We start from the raw sequence: 19,843 nt of genomic DNA on the forward strand, positions 1-19,843 counted from the left end.
TCTCCTAAAACTGGAAGTACAGAAAGGGAATGGCCTTTTGTCCTGCCAGTACAATGACGGCATAGACAAAGGTCAACACTGGCCAGGTCATGCTCCAGCCAATAAAACCCAGGCCACCACGCTTACCAATGGCAGTGGCCGGATAAACCACACAAACCAGGCCCAGCACAAATGTCAGCACGATGCTGGGGCGTAATGCCAGGGCAATCGCATCGCCCATGGCTACGCCATGCAGGCCAAACTGCCCGGCCCACAAATTCATCGCTGTCGCAAAACTGTCAGAGCGGAACACGGTCCAGGCCAGCATGACGACCAGCAGGGTCAACGTGCGGGAAAGGTAATTGGGCATGGATAAACCGCGCTGGGTAAATGCGCGGTCACAGCACAATGCAGAGCCGTGGATGATGCCCCAGATCAGGTAATTCCAGTTTTCACCGCCATGCCACAAGCCACCTATGGCCATTGTCAGCATGAGATTGACGTAAGTGCGACCCGCGCCCTGGCGGTTACCACCCAGGCTGATGTACAGGTAATCACGCAACCAGGATGACAGCGTCATGTGCCAGCGTCGCCAGAAATCCTGTATCGACACAGACAAATAGGGATTGTTGAAATTTTCCTGGAAATCGAAACCCAGCATCAGGCCCAGGCCGATTGCCATAGCGCTGTAACCGGCAAAGTCAAAATACAGTTGCAGGGTGTAGGCGGCACAACCAGTCCAGGCATCCACCAGGGAGGGATTTTTAATGCCGAATGCCAATGTCACGAGAGGTGACAGGGTGTCAGCAATCAAAACCTTCATCGAAAAGCCGACCATGAAGCGGCGCACGCCAGCGGCAAATTTGTCGATGGAAAATACGCGTTCACGCAGTTCGGTATCGATGACCTTGTAACGCACGATGGGGCCAGCGATCAGATGCGGGAACATGGCCATGTAGGCACTGAAAGAAATAATACTGTACTGTGCCGCCACAGTTTTGCGGCGCACATCAACGATATATGAAATCGCATGCAAGACCGTAAAGGACAAGCCTATCGGCAGCATCAGGTTTTCCCACGGGATGGTGGGCATGTCGCGACCGGTCAGGATGGTATTGAGTGAATACACCAGCATATTGGTGTACTTGTACCAAACCAGTGAGCCCAGATTAAGCACAATGGCAGCGGCCATGATGCGGGTCTTGTTCAGTTCATTATTGCTCTTGTCGATAAGGATAGCAGCACCCCAGGCCAACACTGTCAGGACAATGATCAACAGCAGGAACTTGGGTGTCCACCAGGCGTAAAACAGCCAGCTCCCCACCAGCAGGGTGTGATTGCGAAACCGCTGGGGGGTGACCAGATAGGCAGCAAAGAACAGGGGGAGGAAGAGTGTGAGGAACTCTAAAGACGCAAATACCATGGATCGTGCCCGTGCTTAGTCAGGAAGTGCTGTCGCGAACGAAGAAAGTCTGGCGTCCCTTTTTGCCCGGCATGACAACAACGCTATAACGCTCACCCGCCTGCAACTGTCCCAGGTCAACTACCTTGCCCTCTTCTTTCGCGTCGCACATGGCTTGCGCTTTCAGGCTGATGGGGTTGACCAGACGACGTTGCAACGTAGCCGGTTTGACGGCTTCCAGTATTGGTGTATTTTTCACTGCCACGTTTAAACCGGCGGCTGTGCAACTGGCATCCAGGTTCAGCAAGGCGACGGAAGAACGGCTGGCATTGAAATCTGTCGGTGATTCTTTGACGACGACTGTTGTTATGCCTGCCCCTTTGCCGACGATGGCAATGGTGACAAATTCACCTGGCTTGGCGACAACTTCCACCGCTGTTTTTGCAGACCCAACCAGCACATTGGCTGCCAGCTTGGCACCGGCCTTGACTGGATAAAAACGGGACACCCTGGCGTCGCCCTGCGCTGCCAGTGCCACTTTCGCGGCACCATTCACCACACTGGCCTTGTCTTCGCTGGCGTTAAGAAAACGCACAAAGGAAGAATCCTGGGCAGGACCGGTTTCATATAAAGGATTGTCAGCGGCACGCGCCGCCAACGCCAACATAGAGCCCAGACAGGCAACGATCAGTTTTTTCATGATTAAGGGTGATCCGGTTTGATTTATTTCTTGATGTTTTGCAAAACAGCTGGCGAAGAAATGGCATTGCCGATCGCCGTACCCCAGGCTTTGTAACCGGCCACATCAAAATGCTGGCCATCAGATGAAGCCCATTCACCCGGCTTGGACATGGTCAGGGAATCGACATAGGTACAAGGCGCAACGATTTCCGACAGATAGCCGGACATTTCCTTGGCGCGTGCAAAAGTCTTGTTGAACTTGCCGCCTTCTGTACCCCAGGCTGGTCCGACCCAGACGCAGCTGACTGCATTATTTTTAACGCCCTTGGTCAGGCGTGTCACCTGCTGCCAGATCCAGGTCTTTGGCAATTCTGGTGCGGCATAAGACGCCATGGTGTCGCCATTAACGACCACCACCAGATTTGGTTTATATGTTTTAACCAGTTCATTGAAAGGACGGGTCACCGCGTCCTGACCGGTTTTCACTTCTACCGGACCATCCTTGATACGGGCTGCACCACCGCATGGCGACTGGCTTTTTACCATCCAGTCACCGGCGGCGACACCGCAAGCACCGAAGGAATACACGACAGCACCCTTGCTCATCAGATCATCATGCAAAGTCGTGATCAGGTAATCAGGGGTGGACATATGGCTATCGCCAATAATCAGGACAGTGAGTCCGGCTAACAGTGCGCTCATAGTTTCTCTACTTTTATTGGTTCGTTGAATAACACGTGTTTGTCATGCCTGCCTGTAGACTGCCGGTCTGGAAGACTGTTACAGTCAAAGGTGTACGCATAACAAACTCCATAGCTTGCAGTACTTGGAATCGTCAAATTTTGTTAAATGGAAAATCCATTTTTATGCTTTTACTGCAATATATTTGAGTGTAAACAAATCAGTCCGCAATGCCAGTTAGTTGACGAAAATTCACAAATTACGGACTGCATTCAAATCGAAAATGCAATAACAGTTACAAATTGAAATTTATTAGATAGGAGCGGGAATTGTTAAATAAGTGTCTGACGGGCAGATGTCCATTGCAGACATGGCAAGATTTCCATGCCTGAATTCAAGAAACTGCGTAAAATGAGAGAAAGCAAGCTGATCTGGATTTGCCCCTGACCAGAATTTAATATGGGGAAGGCAAATTAATCCCTTATAATTAAGCAGTTATGACAAGCGGCGGCAAGCTTAACTTGCTGCCCGTTTTATTTATGGCTATCAAACATTTCCTGCAGTTCTCCGATTTTTCGCTGTCCGAATTTGAATACGTGATGCAGCGCGCCCGCATCATCAAGCAGCGTTTCAAGTCTTACCAGACCTATCACCCTTTACTGGATAGAACCCTGGTGATGGTGTTCGAAAAAAATTCCACCCGCACCCGACTGTCTTTTGAAGCCGGCATGCACCAGCTGGGCGGTGCCGCGATTTATCTCAATACCCGCGACAGCCAGCTGGGCCGTGGCGAACCTGTTGAAGACGCGGGTCAGGTCATGTCACGCATGTGTGACATCATCATGATCCGTACTTTTGAGCAGGAAATGATAGAGCGCTTCGCAGCCAATTCACGCGTGCCTGTCATCAATGGTCTGACCAATCAGCATCACCCCTGTCAGGTACTGGCCGACGTGTTTACTTATACTGAACATCGTGGTTCCATTACTGGCAAAAAGGTGGCCTGGATAGGTGACGCCAACAATATGCTGTATTCATGGCTGCAGGCAGCCCAGGTGTTCAACTTCCACCTGCACATCTCTACGCCCAAGGGCTATGACATGGACATGTCGCAGGTCACCGCCGACAAGTCGCAATACACAGTATTTGACAGCCCGTCTGACGCCTGCGCCGGTGTTGATCTGGTAAATACCGATGTCTGGACCAGCATGGGTTATGAAGATGAAAACCAGGCCCGCCTGAAAGCCTTTGATGGCTGGATCGTCGATGAAGCCAAGATGGCCCGCGCCCACCCTGACGCCCTGTTCATGCACTGCCTGCCGGCTCACCGTGGTGAAGAAGTATCCGCCGGTGTGATTGATGGCCCGCAGTCAGTGGTATGGGACGAAGCCGAAAACCGCCTGCATGTGCAAAAAGCACTGCTGGAATATTTGGTGGTGGGCGAGATTCGCTGATACGGTATTTTTGAGAAAGACCTCTCAACACAGAGACGCAGAGAAAAACAGGAGAAAATCTTGTCAAAATTGAGATTTAATCTACGTCAATAAAGACTGTCTTAATTCAATGTCTCTGTAATCGTTTTATATTGGAAGTGGCAAGATCAAATAAAGGGTAATCGTAGGAGCTAAGTTGCAGATAAATGTATGATGTTTTTCTCATGCCTTTCTCTATGGTGTAGCAGGGAATTCGAATGGCAAGCCATTCGCCTGCGAAACGGAAGATTCTTACCAGGATCTTCCCCTTCCTCTGTGCCTCTATGGTGAGCTTTTTGGTCTTCCCTATTATTTATTTTTGAAAGCACATCATGAGCGATATTAAAAAAGTCGTCCTCGCCTATTCGGGCGGTCTGGACACCTCTGTCATTTTGAAATGGCTGCAAGATAATTATCAGTGTGAAATCGTCACCTTTACTGCCGATCTGGGTCAGGGTGAAGAGCTGGAACCGGCGCGCGCCAAGGCCATCAAGTTCGGCATCAAACCTGAAAACATCTATATCGATGATGTGCGTGAAGAATTCGTGCGTGATTTCGTGTTCCCGATGTTCCGTGCCAACACGATTTATGAAGGTGAATACCTGCTGGGCACCTCCATCGCCCGCCCATTGATCGCTAAACGCCTGATCGAAATCGCCAAGGAAACCGGCGCTGATGCCATTTCCCACGGCGCGACCGGTAAAGGTAATGACCAGGTTCGTTTCGAGCTGGGTGCGTATGCCCTGATGCCGGGCGTCAAGATCATCGCCCCATGGCGTGAATGGGATTTGCTGTCCCGCGAAAAACTGATGAAATATGCAGAAGACGCAGGCATAGAAATCGACCAGAAACATAAAAACGGTGGCGCACCCTACTCCATGGATGCCAACCTGCTGCACATCAGCTTTGAAGGCCGCCACCTGGAAAACCCAAGTGCCGAAGCCGAAGAATCCATGTGGCGCTGGACTGTCAGCCCTGAAGCTGCACCAGATCAACCAGAATACCTGGATGTGGAATTTGAACGTGGTGACATCGTTGCACTGAATGGCGTACGCATGTCGCCAGCAACGGTGCTGACAGAACTCAATCGCCTGGGTGGCAAGCACGGCATAGGCCGCCTGGACCTGGTTGAAAACCGTTATGTCGGCATGAAATCACGCGGCTGCTATGAAACCCCGGGCGGCACCATCATGCTGCGCGCCCACCGCGCCATTGAATCCATCACCCTGGACCGTGAAGTCGCCCATCTGAAAGATGACCTGATGCCACGTTACGCCAGCATGATCTATAACGGCTACTGGTGGGCACCAGAGCGTGTCGCGCTGCAAACACTGATCGATCATACCCAACACACCGTCAACGGCTGGGTACGCCTGAAACTGTACAAAGGCAATGTCATCACGGTGTCGCGCGATTCCAAAACCGATTCGCTGTTCGACATGAACATCGCAACCTTTGATGAAGATGGCGGCGCCTACAACCAGGCAGACGCTGGCGGCTTCATCAAACTGAATGCATTGCGCATGCGTATTGCTGCCAATGCCCGCGCAAAACGCGGTCAGTAATCAGTTAAGCACCTATCACTCAGATTTTTATCTATTCCAGACCCGCCCAATATGGCGGGTCTTTTTTTGGAGTTATCCTGCATGTCCACCCAATTTGATCAAGTCAGCGTCGTCAAAAAAGCCAATCTGTATTTCGACGGCAAATGCGTGTCTCACACGGTACTGTTTGCTGACGGCAGCAAAAAAACCATAGGCGTCATCTTCCCATCCAGCCTGGTATTCAATACCGGTGCAGCAGAAATCATGGAACTGAACGCTGGCAAATGCCGCATCCGCCTCAAAGGGGAAACTGAATGGAATACCTACGAAGGTGGCCAGCAATTCAATGTCCCAGCCAATTCCAGCTTTGATATTGAAACTATTGATACGCTGGATTATGTTTGTCACTTTGTGTGAGCTGGCAACGCTGAAACAGAAGTTTAATATCTTATAAAAGCGATGCAAATTGTAAACTACCTATTCGCATCGACCTTGCCACCTATTCGCATTTAGATGCTGCCATGCGTTCGCATTCAAACTTGCCATGGGAGGTAAGGATTTTGTTGTGCCAATCAGTGAAGCTATCATACTCAGACGGCTGTCGGCCAATAGCGGCCCGTCGCAAAATTGCCCCCAAGCGGTCATCCAAGTGAGTTAAGGTTAAACATGGCAGAGGAAAAAACACTCGGTGAAATTCTTACCGAGATTAAAGCGGAGAATGGCGAAGCCCCGCGAACTGAACCACTAGAATTATGGTCGCCTGACGTAGCGATTACGCTGAGTTTCTTCCTCACTCCGATCTTTGGCACTTTTATACACATGGAAAACTGGTCTGCTTTACGTGAATCAGACCGCGCGCGCAAAGCCAACATATTCCTTATCATTTGCATAATAGCAGCAGTGAGCGGCTTCATCTTTACGGAGCTCTATCACAGCGATGTTTACTACGTCATCTCAAGCTTAGGAATGCTCCTAATTTGGTACGTTGCAGATGCACGAGTTCAAGTGAAGTACTTTAAGGAACGTGTTGGTAACAATTTTCGCCGCAAATCCTGGTTGCGCGCTATTGCTGTCGCAATGTCGGCCTACATCGCAATGGGGGTCGTCATCCTGGTTCTGAATGAGTTAGTCTTTCATATCGGGTAGCAATATATAAAAAATCCCGGCTGACGCCTTCCCGGTTTTTTCGAGGTGCGAAATGGCCGGTTACAATGTCAGGTAAATTCCGCTTGGGGTTACTTTAACAATAAAAAGCCTGCTGACGCAGGCTCTTTCACATTCATAATTTCTTGCGCGCTGCCTGGTAAGCCTCTATCTGCGGCAATAACGCTGCCCGTCGTGCCAGGCTGCTGGCAGACCAGTATTGTGCACGGTCATAGTATTCGGCAAACACGGGTATATCTCCGGCCAAATTGACCCAAGGCTGTTTGGAGTCGGTAAAGATATGCATATCTGGCGGCAAATGGTCGGGCTGGTCCAGCGTACCTACGCGCACAAACTTCATCAGTGGGCCAGCACCGGCATAATTGCTCCACACGGCAATGCGGCAGTGCGGGCAGCGGGCGATTTGTTGCCCGGCACCGCTATTTGATGGAGTGTTCACCATATCCGGCTCGCCACCCAGGTTTTGCACCTGGTCTGCTTCTATCATGGCATTGAGTGCAAATGCCGCCCCGCTTTCGCGCTGGCACCAGCGGCAATGGCAGCAATGGACTATCAGTGGTGTGGTGAGCATGCGGTAACGTATGTGCCCGCAATCACAGCCGCCTTCCAGAGGAAATACAGATGTCGTCATCATGTCCGTCCCGTATTGGAAATGTCGAGTGAAATAGCATTAGCCCTCCCCTATTCCACCCGAGTGTTCATCAAAAAATATTAAAGCGCCCCAGCCCCAGTATGCCGACAAGGCCGACTACGATGAGGTACAGAGCCACAATAAAACTCACCAGCTTGGGTTTAACCAGGATACAAAGGCCAGCTACCAAAGCCAGAACCGGCATGAGGGAAAGATGAATATTCATGAATAATCAGTCAAAAAATGAAAGAGAAATGACGGGCTAACACATGGAAATCTATAGCCGACTGCCCATGTTAACGCGACTTGATCATTTTTGCATGAAAACTTGCTTTGGTATCCATCAGCAGTTTCTTCAAAACGGAATTTTGATCGATTTTCTGTGAAGTAAACCGTCGCAGCACAACCGAAAGTCTCTCAGTTGTGCCGCGAAGGCTTGAGCGGGATGAATGGGCTGCAGAAGCCTTACTGACGAATCACACACTTCAGCAATGCAGGCAAGGGAACGGCATTGGCCATGGCACGATAACCTGCTGGTGAAGGATGCAGGAAATCGCCAGAGTCATATTCTTTGCGCATACGCTCTACCTGTGCCGGATCGCGGATGGCTGCATCAAAATCAGCCACTGCATCAAATACACCGGAGTTGCGTATCCAGGCGTTGATGGCCTGTCGATCTTCTTCGTTAGATACGTTCGGACGATAATAATCGCTGCCCATATATGGGGTGATGGTAGCACCAATGACGCAAATACCATGTACATGGGCGCGTTCAACCAGTTGTATGTGAGCAGTCAGCAAGTCTTCGATGATTTTTTTTCGGGCTTCCGGAACATCATCACCGTTGCGATGCTGACCACCCAGATCATTGACGCCGATCATGACGATGGCATGCGTGACGCCGCTACGGGCAATCACGTCGCGCTCAAAACGAGCAGCCAGATTGGGGCCGATGCCATCACGCAGCATGCGTCCACCGCCGATACCTGCGTTGATCACGCCTGTGGCTGGTGCACCTTCTTTAAGCAATCGGGCAGACAGCATGTCGGGCCAGCGATCATTGCCGTCAGTCGTTGAACCGGCACCATCCGTAATCGAATCACCTATCGCCACCACGGCACCTACATTGTGCGGTGCCAGCACTTCGACATCGGCAATTTGGTACCAGTGCGTGACCTTGCCGGTATCAGTCCATACTGGCTCAAGTACACGGTTGCCCTTGACATAAAAACTGTTGGTACGGGAACCCGGGTGACTGGTCTGGCGCACTGGTTCTCCCTTGAAGTACATGGAAATGGCCAGGTCCGATGCAGAGCCATGTGGCAAGACGACCGTATCACTATAGTATTCAGCCCCTGCCGGTATCATGACAGTGTTACGGCCAGCAAATTTAAGTTGTTGCATGGTCGGAGCATCAACGTCTGTCTTGCCAGGTGCGATTGCCCTGGCCAGACTGGCAGCTTCAATAAACAGCGGTGTCGTACCAAACACATTACTGAACCGCACACGCACGCGGGTGCCACCCAGCGACACATGCACAATCTGGCGCAAGCTGGATTCACGCCAGCGTTCTGCTGGCAACATATTGTCCTGTTCCGGCACTTGTTGCGCTGCCCCCCAGGATGCAACCCAATGCCAGTCTGCACCTGGTTTGGCTGAATCCGCAGCCGCTGCGCCAATGGCAGTCAAGGACAAGCCCATCGTCAGCAACATGCCCGCAATACGAACGGGTAACGGAGCGCGCAACATTGTTTGTCTCATATTTTCTCTCTTTTGTAATTGCTGGCAAAAACCGATATCAAAACCGGGGACTGGTGCCTTTGAAATCCGGATCATATTTGCGCATCTGCCCCAGGTCATCACGATTGCGTATGCCACATTCCAGATATTGCTGATGCAATACCGCCAGTTTGATCTGGTCAATTTCCACACCCAGACCAGGAGTCGTCGGCACGGGTACAGAGCCATCTACAAAACGCACGCGCCCACCTTTGATGACATCTTCTTCCTGCCAGGGGTAATGGGTATCACAAGCGTAAGTCAGGCCGGGGATAACAGCCGCCACATGGGTCATGGCCATCAGGCTGATGCCGAGGTGGGAATTGGAATGCATGGACATGCCCATGCCAAATACTTCACACATGCGCGCCAGCGACACCGTAGCGCGCAAGCCGCCCCAGTAATGGTGGTCAGACAGCAGAATTTCCACTGCATGGGTTGAGGCATTACGCTTGAATTCTTCCATGGTCGTCACGACCATATTGGTTGCTAGTGGCGCATCGCAATGCCTTGCCAGTTCGGCCATGTCTATCTGGCCTGGTGTCGGGTCTTCATAATATTCGAGCAAACTATCCAGCTCTTTTGCTGCAGCGATACTGGTTTTCAGTGTCCAGTTGGCATTGGGATCAAGGCGCAATGGCAGCGTGGGAAAAGCTTCCCGCAGGGCCTTGATGGCAGCGATTTCTTGCGCTGGCTCCATCACACCACCTTTTAGCTTGATGCTTTTAAAACCGTATTGCGCGATCATGGTCTGTGCCTGCCTGACGATTTGCGCCGGTGTCAGTGCTTCGCCCCAGGTATCTGCGGGATAGGGATTATCTATGTGTTTGCCATATTTGTAGAACAGATAGGCGCTATACGGCACCGCCTTACGCACGGCTCCGCCCAACAGATCACAAACGGGCAAGCCCAGTATCTGGCCTTGCAAATCCAGCATGGCCACTTCCAGCGCGCTAATGACTTTATCTGCATTCTTGTTGATATGCGAGCCGGGTGCCAGTTCTATCTGCACGCCTTTCCCACCGCCGTCAGACAAGATGGTCTTGCGCACGCGTACTTCCATCGCATTCAAGTCAAACGGTGTCAGGTCTGCCAGCAGGGTTTTAGCTTGTTCCAGCACCTTGAGCATGGGCTGGTCACCATAGGTTTCGGCAATGCCGACGCGACCATCAGCGATTTCAATTTCTATGATGCTGCGCAATGCCCATGGTTCATGAATGCCGCTGGCATTGAGCAAAGGCGGATCACGAAACGCAATCGGCGTCACACGTACCTGGCGTATCATCATTGTGGCACTACGAATAGTTTGATTCATTATTTACCCATGCAAAAAATAGTTTTCAAATAATCTTCCGCCCAGGACGGCAACATCCTGTCCACTAGCGCTTTACACTTTCCTGTGGCCCCAGATAACTTGCAAACAGTCCGCCTGTATTCATGACGATGCGCTCCAGCGTGACACCCGCGTCGATGCTGTAAATGCGTATACGATGCACACCGGCTTTGGCAATATGGTGGCGGCTGGTAATTTTACGCATCTCATCACGTACTGAATCCTCCCAGGCCTTTAAACTCATGTCTTTGACTATATTGAGTACCTGCGGTTTTTCGTCATCAACAGCAATGGCAAAACGCAAACCCGCCCCTTCAGCAAAAGGCAGAGTGGGGGCAAAAATCGTGTCGATGTTGACTTCACCGGTTGAATACAGGTAAGCCGTATATTCCAGGTAAGGGGCCAGTGCCAGGTCGGTAAAATGCCTGTCGTTTCTAGGAAATACCGCCATGGAAGATAAGTTCCGTCCATGTTCGGGAATTTTTTGCCAGGAAAACTGCGCAGCATTTTTTGCGTGACTATAGTGTTCCGCCTCTATCGTTACATTGCCATCCGACTCGACAAAACCTTTGAAATCTTCCGGCAGCGGCGCAACGTTCAGGGCAGATACCTGAATGCTGGCACTGCCCCAGCCCGTGCCTTTGATGTCGACCATTCCTTCGGCCTTACCCTTGGGCAGCTTGCTCCAGTCGATGGAAACATTGATGGTCTGGCTGGTTTCAACCTGGCCACTGGTATCACTCAGGATGATCCAAGGCGCACTGGCCTTGGCGGCGAACTTGAATGCCTTGGTGCCCTTGTTAAAAACGGTAATGCTGCGTTGCTGCTTCCCGAAAGGGTCAAAGCGTGCCAGTTGATAATTACCCTGATGTGGCCAGACGGATGCTGCATTCTGTGGCCAGGCGGGTTCATTGTCTTCCACTGCCACGCCCATGTCAGCAGCATTGTGTGGCTGCAAGTCATACAACATTGGCATAGTGTTCGCCGCTGGCTGGTCCCAGTGGATATAACCGATATGGGTTTGATCCATGAAGTGCTGCCACTTGCCATGGCTGAGTTCAGTATCGTACTGGCGCTGTAAATCAGCATCGGCTTTAAACAGTGCACGTGCCTGGTCTGCATAGTCATTTGCATTGGCCCGGCCTTGTCTGGCATACAAGCGGTTTTTGCCCACCATGTCATACATCTCGGTGACGATGGCACTGGCCTTGACCGGGTGCAGCACCAGTTGGAAAAACGCATCCTTGTATTCCGTCGGCATTTTTGTGTACAGTGCTTCTGCCCTGCTGCGCAAATTCTTGATCTCTGCCGTCACCCGGTCAGCTTCATCGTAATGCAATTGGCTGTAGGTGGTGGGGTCTTGCAGTTCTGGCTTGCGGCGGTAATTATGACGCGAATAGCCAGTCATCAAGGCAGCGATTTCATCTGCATGCTCTGCGCCAAATTCACGTTCTGCCCATAATTTTCCAAATTCTGGCAGGCGTTCTTTCGGCCATTTTTCCGGGTTCCAGGCCATGCGCAAGAAAAACTCTATGGGATATTCCATAGGTTTCAAATCGCCGACATTGACGATCCAGATCTGTCTGGCATCAAAGTTGTAGGCCAGATCCATTTGTTCCCATACCTTGGCAATGGAATTGGTATTGATCCAGCGATAAGAGCGCGGCCCACCTACATAATCAAAGTGGTAGTAGACCCCAGCACCACCGGCTCGCTTACGTTCTTCTGGCTTGGGCAGGCGGCGGATATTGCCCCAGTTATCATCGCACCAAAGCAAGGTCACATCATCCGGCACGCGCATGCCTTTTTCATAGTACGTCTGCACTTCCTTATACAGGGCCCAGACCTGGGGCACTTCAGTGGCTGGTTTGCCATGCACCTTGCTGATGATCTGCCGCTGGTCCTTGACGATGTTTTCCAACAGCGAAATGTTTTCACTTTCCGACATCGGTTCATCACCATCGCCACGCATACCGACGGTGATCAGACTTTCCTGGTTCTTGTTGCGAGTAACGCCACCTTCCCAGAAGGGGTACAGTTTTACCTTATTGCTCTGGTAATCCCATTTGCCGTTTTCTGCCGTCCATTCCTTATGGGCACGCATCATGGGTTCGTGATGTGATGTACCCATGATGATGCCAACTTCATCCGCCAGTAACCTGTTCTGCTCATCATCGACATTAAAGGCATTGTTCCACATGGCTGGCCACAGATAATTGGCCTTCAGGCGCAGCAGCAATTCAAACACCTTGCCATAGAACTGATGATTGTAATTGCCGTAATTTTTGGCGACCCAGCTGCTCAATGCCGGTGCTTCATCATTCAAAAAAATGCCGCGATATTTGATCTTGGGAATTTCCTGCACCAGAGTATTTTTCTGAATGGAGATGCTGCTCTTCTTTTTCAAAGGCACATCTGCCCACCAGTACCAGGGTGACACACCTATCTGTTCAGACAAATCATAAACACCGTAGGCACCGCCGCGTTTATTACTGCCGATAATCACCAGTGCCTGCTCTACATTCGGCAAAGGGTTTTGTACTGTCACCAGTTGATATGCATCCCATTGATTCACTATACCTCTGACATCAATTTTATGTGCGGCAATCAACTGATCAATCAGCTTGCTTTTCCCTATGGTACCAACGATAACAGCCTGACCTTTCAAGGCGTGCACGTCGTTGGTGATAGCTGGTTTTTTTCCGCTAATGCTTTCTATATCTTTTTGCAGATTGCCTACAGCACCTTGAACGCTCGCATAATCACCGGCATCAACATACAGGCTGGCTGCACCATTGGCACCAACCAGAATCAGGTCGCCCGTCTCCGCCGTTAAATTGACATAGCTTTTTTCACCCAGGGCAAAGCAATTGTTATTGACCATGGTCAAAAGAAACGCTGTTGCAAACACCAGCCTTGAAAACTCTCTGTTCATATTGGTTTCAGTCAATGTTCATCTGCATGAAGAATCTACGCGCCAAACGACCATGCCGCCAGCGCTCTGGCTAATTAAATTGGGTGTTGAAAAAGCAGGTGTAATGCGCGCAAACCGATAGCCCCAGTAACTGGGTGGCATGCCCTTTCGTTCATTTTTGGCATTTTTGTCTCAATTAGGACTTACGCAAAATTGTCACAACAAGGTGCAGCGACGAAGACCGTACTTTAGTACGGCCAGGAGCTACAACGCTTTGGGGTGGTTTTTCGCAAGCCCTATCAATTTTATTTTGATTTTTAGCTACCAAACACAGCAATGAATGTATGTATGTAACTGACCATATGGCAAGTCCGCCTTCAAACACATGCTATGAATTTATGCAGCATAAAGAATGCCCTCAGTTGCCTTGTTAAGCAATTATGAAAGTCACCAATCCTGAGCATGATTACTCGCAGTATCTGCCAGATAATTTCATCATACTGATGGAATGCTTGTTGTACGGGGCGAAGGGTGTAACAAGAAAATGGACAGACTGTTGCCCATTTTTGGAAGAGAGAAAGGATAGGTTTTGTCAATGCGCTGCCCCTGCAAGGGCGCAGCGCATAAGTCTTACTATTTCGACGGAAGAATAGCCAGCAAGATTTGCCGCACCGCACCATGCGCCATTACGACATCTGGTGAGTCATGTAACAGTACATTGTACCTGGCACGAAATTCCATATCACCCTTTTCGTTGGGGCCGATCAGCTCTTCTATTGCTGTACGAAATGCAAAGGCTTCGGCAACGCTGACGTCTTCTGCATCATCCAGACGTTCATCCATCTGCGTCATCAGGCTGGACAATTTTTGCAGCCACGCAAAATGAGGATGATTCACCACCAGATGCAAATGCTCCAAAGGGCCGCCCACTGCACCAAAATATTGCGTTTCAACCTCAATTAACCGCTTGTGCAAATCACGCAGTGCCCGGCCCAAGCCCCGCAGTTGTGTGCGTTGAGATAAATCCTGATTCATTGCAGTTTCCTTTCAAGAATGAGGCCACAGGTTTTCAACCAAGCCTTGCTTCCAAAAGGATATGCTGCCGCAGGCGACGAGTTCAACCCTGCTCATGATGGGGGTTCTCGCCTAACGGCAACGAGTACCCGTCAGTTCTGCAAAAAAACCCTATAAATAGTCGTCCGCTTGTAAACCTGTCCTGGGCGCAAGATAACTTCCTCAGCATACGGCCCATTGATTTGATTGGGGTAGGCCTGGGCTTCCAGGCAAAAGCCGTCATGCATTGCATAGTCGCGGGCATCACGTCCGGCCACACCGTTCAAAAAATTGCCGGTGTAGAATTGCAAACCGGCCTGGTCAGTGGTGACTGATAATTTACGTCCAGAACCTGGGTCATACACACTGGCGACACCGCGCAAGGGGCCTGGTTTGCCATTCAGCCCGGCCTGTATGCAATAGCAATGATCAAAACCACCCGCCATCAAAATTTGCTGGTCTGGCCAGGCCAGTCTTGCCCCTATGGGTGCAGGCTTGCGAAAATCAAAGGCGCTGCCAGCGACCGATGCCAGTTCGCTGGGGATGCCCGCTGCATCAATTTTCAGATAATGCGATGCATCTATACTCAACAGATGGTCTTTAATATCCGAGGTACCAGCGTTCAGATTAAAATAAGGATGCGATGTCAGGTTGATCGGTGTTGGCGCATCAGATTGTGCTTCATACTCTATCGTCAAACTCCCATCATCATCCAGGCTGTACACCACCTGCACTTTAAGATTGCCAGGGAAGCCGCCTTCACCATCAGGAGAAGATAGCGACATGCGCAAGCTACCCTTTTCTTCACTTGCCTGCCAGCGTGCCGTGTGAAAGCCCGTGCTGCTGCCATGCAGGTGATTATCGCCATCGTTGCAGTCCACAGAATAATTTTGGCCATCCAGCATAAATCGTCCAGCGGCGATGCGATTGGCCCAGCGACCTATGACGGCACCAAAATAAAATGGGTTTTGTACATAGCTGCCGGTATCGGCATAGGCAAGCAAGACATCGCCCACACGCCCGTAACGGTCTGGTGTCAGCCAGGATACCAGCGATGCACCACGGTCACTGATGGTTAGTTGCATATCGTGTGCATTACGCAGGGTATAGATATTTTCGTCTGCCGTTGTCGCCGTGCAGGATATTGGTTTTTTATTCGTCATCACTTTGCTCGGCAAGTTGAGTGTTGGGATGTGGCGGCGGCAAGCCAGTGGCATTGCCGTCCGTCTGTAATACGCTTTCCTGATATTTGCGCGGTGTGCAGCCGAGTTCCCGTTTGAACACGGCATGCATGTACTGTATGGTCGTAAAGCCGCAACTGACAGCCACATCGGCAATGCTGTTTTGCCCCTGCGTCAGCATGGCCTTTGCTGCTTCCAGCTTGAAATGCAAGATTTCATCGTGGACACTGCGCCCCAGTTCCTGCCTGAAATACGATTCCAGCGAAGACCTGGAGATGCCAACATAATCTGCTACCTGTTCCGTCTTGATACCCTGGCATGCATACTGGCGGATAAAATGACGCGCCTGCATCACATGCGGATGTTTCGGTGTTTCATACCGTGACGAGGTCAGCACATTGATACCAACTGGCGGCACCAGAATTCTAGTGGTCGACAGGCGAGCGCCATTCAACATCTGATGCAAGAGATGGGCGGCAGTACGCCCCATTTCTTCAGCTCCCTGCATGACCGAACTTAACGGTATGCGTGTCAGCATGCGTGCCAGCGGATCATTATCTATGCCTATCAGTGCCACCTGCTCGGGCACGGCTATGCCGGCAATCAGGCAAGCCTGCAATAATTGCCTGGCACGGGCATCAGTCACGGCAATGATGCCGACTGGCTTGGGCAGTCCTTCCAGCCACTTGATCAGTTGCTCAACTGCCTCATCCCAGGAAGGGGCACTGGTGATCTGACCGCGATAAATTTCTGTTGGCAGACGATCGCGTTTCATCAACTGCAGAAAGGCATTTTCACGTTCTTGTGCCCAGCGGTTTTCTGGTGCTTCCGGCAGGCTGAAAAGTGCAAAGCGTGGCAAACCGGCTTCAATCAAATGGTCATAAGCCAGTTTGATGAGCTTGAAATTATCGGTCGCCACATAGGGTACGTCCTTGGGATAATGTGCTTCGTTTTCGTACGATCCACCCACCGCCACCACCGGCACACGGCTATGCGACAATGCTTCGCAGACAACGGGATCATCAAAATCCGCAATGATGCCGTCACCCTGCCAGCTTTCGATACCATTCAGGCGTGCGCGGAAATCTTCTTCCAGAAACAGGTCCCACGATACTCTGGTCGAGCTCAGGTATGAGGCAACACCAGCGATGATTTCCCTGTCATATATTTTGTTTGCATTGAACAATAAGGCAATTCTATGCGAGTTAGGCATCTTCATATTTAGACAACTCCTTGGGGGATGGCTTGCTTACCATACTTTTTGTATTGTACTGCCTTCCCTTTTCCTTCAGAAAATCCAAAGGAATGCCCGCGCAGGCACAGACAGTACGCTCCCCAATTCGACATCGCTCTTTTCTACCTGTCCCTATTAATATTTAAGCAACCAACAATTTGACAGATTTCAGATCTGCGCTGCTTGAACCGGCATGAACAGTAAAGCTGCCAGGCTCCACCACGCGTTTCATGTCCATGTTATAGAACCACAAATCTGAAGGTTTGATATCAAAAGACAAAGTACGTTTTTCTCCCGGATTCAAGGTCACCCGTTTGAATGCTTTCAATTCCAGCACCGGTCTGGTGACAGAACTGAAATCATCGCGTATATAGATTTGCACGACCTCATCTCCCTTGACGGCACCGGTGTTGGTGATATCAACTTCGACTTTGGTGCTGTCACCAACACCTATCGTGGCCTTGGTCAGACGGGGCCCGGAAATGGCAAACGAGGTGTAGCTCAGGCCGAAACCGAATGGGTATAATGGTTTGGTCGATGCATCCAGATAACCACGGCGTGCCGACGGTTTGTAGTTGTAATAAATAGGTAGTTGACCGACATTGCGGGCAATCGACACTGGCAATTTGCCGCCGGGGTTGGCCCGCCCAAATAAAATGTCTGCCGCTGCAAACCCGGTTTCCTGCCCCATATACCAGCCTTCTATCAAAGCATCCGCGCGTTCTGCCAGCAGATTGACGGACAGTGGCCGGCCATTCAACAAGAATACGACGGTCGGTTTACCCAGATCAAAAATCGCCTTGGCCAGGTCATTTTGCTGCCCCATCAAATCCAGGCTGGCGCGGTCACCCAAATGGTTATCAGCCCAGGCTTCGCGACTGGTTTGTTCATTGTCACCCAGCACCATGATGATGGTATCGGCAGACTTGGCCGCCTCTACCGCTTCTGCAATCAGTTTGGCGTTGACTGCTGGCGGTGTGAATTTGACTTCATCATGGCCCCAGACATGACCACCTTCAGTAAGACGCACACCTTCGGCATAGCTGAGTTCAAAACCTTGCGCCTGGCTTTCAGCCTGCAAGCCTTCGTAAATGGATACTACGTGGCGCGGAATATCGGAATAACCGCCGATAGGGCAATCCTTGGCATGGGTACCCAATAACACGACTTTGCCGACCTTTTTGCCATTCAGCGGTAACAGACCCTTGTCATTTTTAAGCAGGACAACGGAACGGGTGGCTGCTTCACGCGCCAGTGCTACTGCATCTTGCGTGGCGGTCAGCTTGTCAGCCATATTGGCATCGACATACGGGTTTTCAAACAGGCCAGACTGGAACTTGAGTTCAAGAATGCGACGTACACAATGATTGATCTCATCTTCAGAAACGCGTTTTTCTTTCACCAGTTCGGCTAAAGTGCGATAAGCCAGACCGTCTGGTGTTTCAATATCGACGCCAGCCTTGACGGCACGCAGCGCAGCTTCTTTGGGATTAGCTGCCAGTTTATGTCTGGTCACCAGTTCATTGATGCCAAAGTAATCGGACACCAGCACGCCTTTAAAGCCCCATTCTTCGCGCAAGACCTTGGTCAGCAGCCAGCGATTCGCGTGCGAAGGCACACCACCAATTTCATTGTAGGATGGCATGACGGCGCTGATATTGGTTTCTCGCACCAATTTTTCAAAGGGCGGGAAAAATTCTTCGCGCAAGGTACGTTCACTGACTTCTGCCGGGCCAATGTTGGTGCCGTTTTCTGGCTGGCCATGACCTGTCATATGTTTGAGCGTGGCAAATACTTTGTCCTTTGCCAGCTTTTTATCTTTCCCCATGAAACCAAGCACTGCAGCCTTGCCCATCTCGCCACACAGGTGCGGGTCTTCGCCATAGGTTTCTTCTATGCGGCCCCAGCGCGGCTCACGTGCCACATCGACCACCGGTGCCAGGGCAAAATTAGCACCGCGTGCGCGCATCTCGCGGGCAGCTACGCTGAATATCCTGGTCGCCATGTCTGGGTCAAACGACGATGCCAGACCTATTGCCTGCGGAAAGCAGGTAGCATCACGCGCCACATAACCATGCAGCGCTTCTTCATGCATCAACAAAGGGATGCCCAGGCGTGTTTGCTCGACTGCCCATTTTTGCACGGCATTGACATAGGTTGCCGTTTGAAAAGCATTGCGGTTTGCCACCGAACCGTCGTCACCCGCACCAGTAGCCTTGGCGATACCCTGATGGTCAGATGGGCGCGCCATCATCCCCAAGCCATGGGGGTAAACTTTCGCTGCCTTGGCGTCTGAAAAATCACCATTGGCTTCTTGTATCAATTTTTTATCTTGCCACACGCATTGCATCTGCATGATTTTTTCATCAAGAGTCATACGACTCAGCAAATCATCCACCCGCGCGGCCAGTGGCGCCGCCGCATCTTTATAAACAGGTTTGCCACCTGCTTTTGCCGCAGCGGCCCAAGCCAGGGAAGGTGAAATTACAGCCAGGCCGGTTAAACCAGACATGGATGACAGAAAATGCCGGCGTTGAATGCTCATTGATTTGGTCTCCGTATGCTATTTTTAGCATTTATTTTTTAAATATCGGTTCACGGCGCACACCTTCTACTTTGCCATGCCTTTACCGCACTATCTTGCATGTAAAAGAATACAGACACAATTATGAAACTCACCAAGCGCTGTCATGTTTACCAATGAACAGGTTCTGACACAAAAAAAGGCGGCTTCATGGAAGCCGCCTTGCAAGGCAAGGTGAACCTTGCCAGACCCGGAAGGGAATCAAAACCAA

The 19,843-nt window shown here is 50.8% G+C and carries 16 protein-coding genes; 4 read left to right on the forward strand and 12 right to left on the reverse strand.

Annotated features, from left to right (window positions below):
* Window positions 1-4: 4 nt before the first annotated feature.
* Genes AC1RVX_RS07070 through AC1RVX_RS07080 form a run of 3 tightly spaced genes read right to left on the reverse strand, consistent with a single transcriptional unit; the run spans window position 5 to window position 2,764 of the window.
* Window positions 5-1,402, reverse strand: a complete 1,398-nt coding sequence (locus tag AC1RVX_RS07070) for an MBOAT family O-acyltransferase (protein ID WP_493215864.1) — start codon at window positions 1,400-1,402, stop codon at window positions 5-7.
* A 19-nt stretch (window positions 1,403-1,421) separates the two neighbouring features.
* Complete coding sequence (locus tag AC1RVX_RS07075; RefSeq protein ID WP_493215865.1) at window positions 1,422-2,081, reverse strand: cell division protein FtsQ; 660 nt, start codon at window positions 2,079-2,081, stop codon at window positions 1,422-1,424.
* Between the two features lie 23 nt (window positions 2,082-2,104).
* On the reverse strand, window positions 2,105-2,764 hold the full coding sequence (locus AC1RVX_RS07080; RefSeq protein WP_493215866.1) for an SGNH/GDSL hydrolase family protein: 660 nt from the start codon (window positions 2,762-2,764) through the stop codon (window positions 2,105-2,107).
* Between the two features lie 518 nt (window positions 2,765-3,282).
* On the opposite strand from AC1RVX_RS07080, the gene argF reads away from it, so the two are divergent.
* The 4 genes from argF (at window position 3,283) to AC1RVX_RS07100 (ending at window position 6,905) form a co-directional block, all read left to right on the forward strand.
* Window positions 3,283-4,197, forward strand: coding sequence for an ornithine carbamoyltransferase (gene argF, locus AC1RVX_RS07085; RefSeq protein WP_493215867.1), 915 nt, complete (start codon window positions 3,283-3,285; stop codon window positions 4,195-4,197).
* A 350-nt stretch (window positions 4,198-4,547) separates the two neighbouring features.
* Complete coding sequence (locus AC1RVX_RS07090; protein WP_493215868.1) at window positions 4,548-5,780, forward strand: argininosuccinate synthase; 1,233 nt, start codon at window positions 4,548-4,550, stop codon at window positions 5,778-5,780.
* Window positions 5,781-5,861: 81 nt separating this feature from the next.
* Entirely contained in the window at window positions 5,862-6,176 is a 315-nt protein-coding gene (ppnP, locus tag AC1RVX_RS07095; protein WP_493215869.1) for a pyrimidine/purine nucleoside phosphorylase, read from the forward strand.
* A gap of 249 nt (window positions 6,177-6,425) precedes the next feature.
* Window positions 6,426-6,905, forward strand: a complete 480-nt coding sequence (locus AC1RVX_RS07100) for a hypothetical protein (RefSeq protein WP_493215870.1) — start codon at window positions 6,426-6,428, stop codon at window positions 6,903-6,905.
* A 133-nt stretch (window positions 6,906-7,038) separates the two neighbouring features.
* On the opposite strand, the gene AC1RVX_RS07105 is transcribed toward AC1RVX_RS07100, so the two are convergent.
* From AC1RVX_RS07105 to AC1RVX_RS07145, 9 genes are all read right to left on the reverse strand, one after another.
* Entirely contained in the window at window positions 7,039-7,554 is a 516-nt protein-coding gene (locus tag AC1RVX_RS07105; protein WP_493216228.1) for a GFA family protein, read from the reverse strand.
* A 70-nt stretch (window positions 7,555-7,624) separates the two neighbouring features.
* Window positions 7,625-7,780 (reverse strand): DUF3096 domain-containing protein, encoded by a 156-nt coding sequence (locus AC1RVX_RS07110; RefSeq protein WP_186948296.1) that lies wholly within the window; start codon window positions 7,778-7,780, stop codon window positions 7,625-7,627.
* A gap of 239 nt (window positions 7,781-8,019) precedes the next feature.
* Entirely contained in the window at window positions 8,020-9,315 is a 1,296-nt protein-coding gene (locus AC1RVX_RS07115; RefSeq protein ID WP_493215871.1) for an SGNH/GDSL hydrolase family protein, read from the reverse strand.
* Between the two features lie 37 nt (window positions 9,316-9,352).
* Window positions 9,353-10,648, reverse strand: coding sequence for a glucarate dehydratase family protein (locus AC1RVX_RS07120; RefSeq protein ID WP_493215872.1), 1,296 nt, complete (start codon window positions 10,646-10,648; stop codon window positions 9,353-9,355).
* A 64-nt stretch (window positions 10,649-10,712) separates the two neighbouring features.
* Window positions 10,713-13,601 (reverse strand): glycosyl hydrolase 115 family protein, encoded by a 2,889-nt coding sequence (locus AC1RVX_RS07125; RefSeq protein ID WP_493215873.1) that lies wholly within the window; start codon window positions 13,599-13,601, stop codon window positions 10,713-10,715.
* Window positions 13,602-14,213: 612 nt separating this feature from the next.
* On the reverse strand, window positions 14,214-14,615 hold the full coding sequence (locus AC1RVX_RS07130) for a hypothetical protein (RefSeq protein WP_493215874.1): 402 nt from the start codon (window positions 14,613-14,615) through the stop codon (window positions 14,214-14,216).
* A 131-nt stretch (window positions 14,616-14,746) separates the two neighbouring features.
* The gene (locus AC1RVX_RS07135) at window positions 14,747-15,796 is read right to left on the reverse strand and encodes an aldose epimerase family protein (RefSeq protein ID WP_493215875.1); all 1,050 of its coding nucleotides are present in this window, start codon (window positions 15,794-15,796) and stop codon (window positions 14,747-14,749) included.
* Window positions 15,786-17,027 carry a XylR family transcriptional regulator gene (locus tag AC1RVX_RS07140; RefSeq protein WP_493216229.1) on the reverse strand — a complete coding sequence of 414 codons (1,242 nt, stop codon included), beginning with the start codon at window positions 17,025-17,027 and terminating at the stop codon, window positions 15,786-15,788. Before AC1RVX_RS07140 ends, AC1RVX_RS07135 begins: the two co-directional genes overlap by 11 nt.
* A gap of 163 nt (window positions 17,028-17,190) precedes the next feature.
* Window positions 17,191-19,593 carry a glycoside hydrolase family 3 N-terminal domain-containing protein gene (locus AC1RVX_RS07145; protein WP_493215876.1) on the reverse strand — a complete coding sequence of 801 codons (2,403 nt, stop codon included), beginning with the start codon at window positions 19,591-19,593 and terminating at the stop codon, window positions 17,191-17,193.
* Between the last annotated feature and the right edge of the window lie 250 nt (window positions 19,594-19,843).

Source organism: Undibacterium sp. GW821-FHT11B02 (assembly GCF_058808955.1).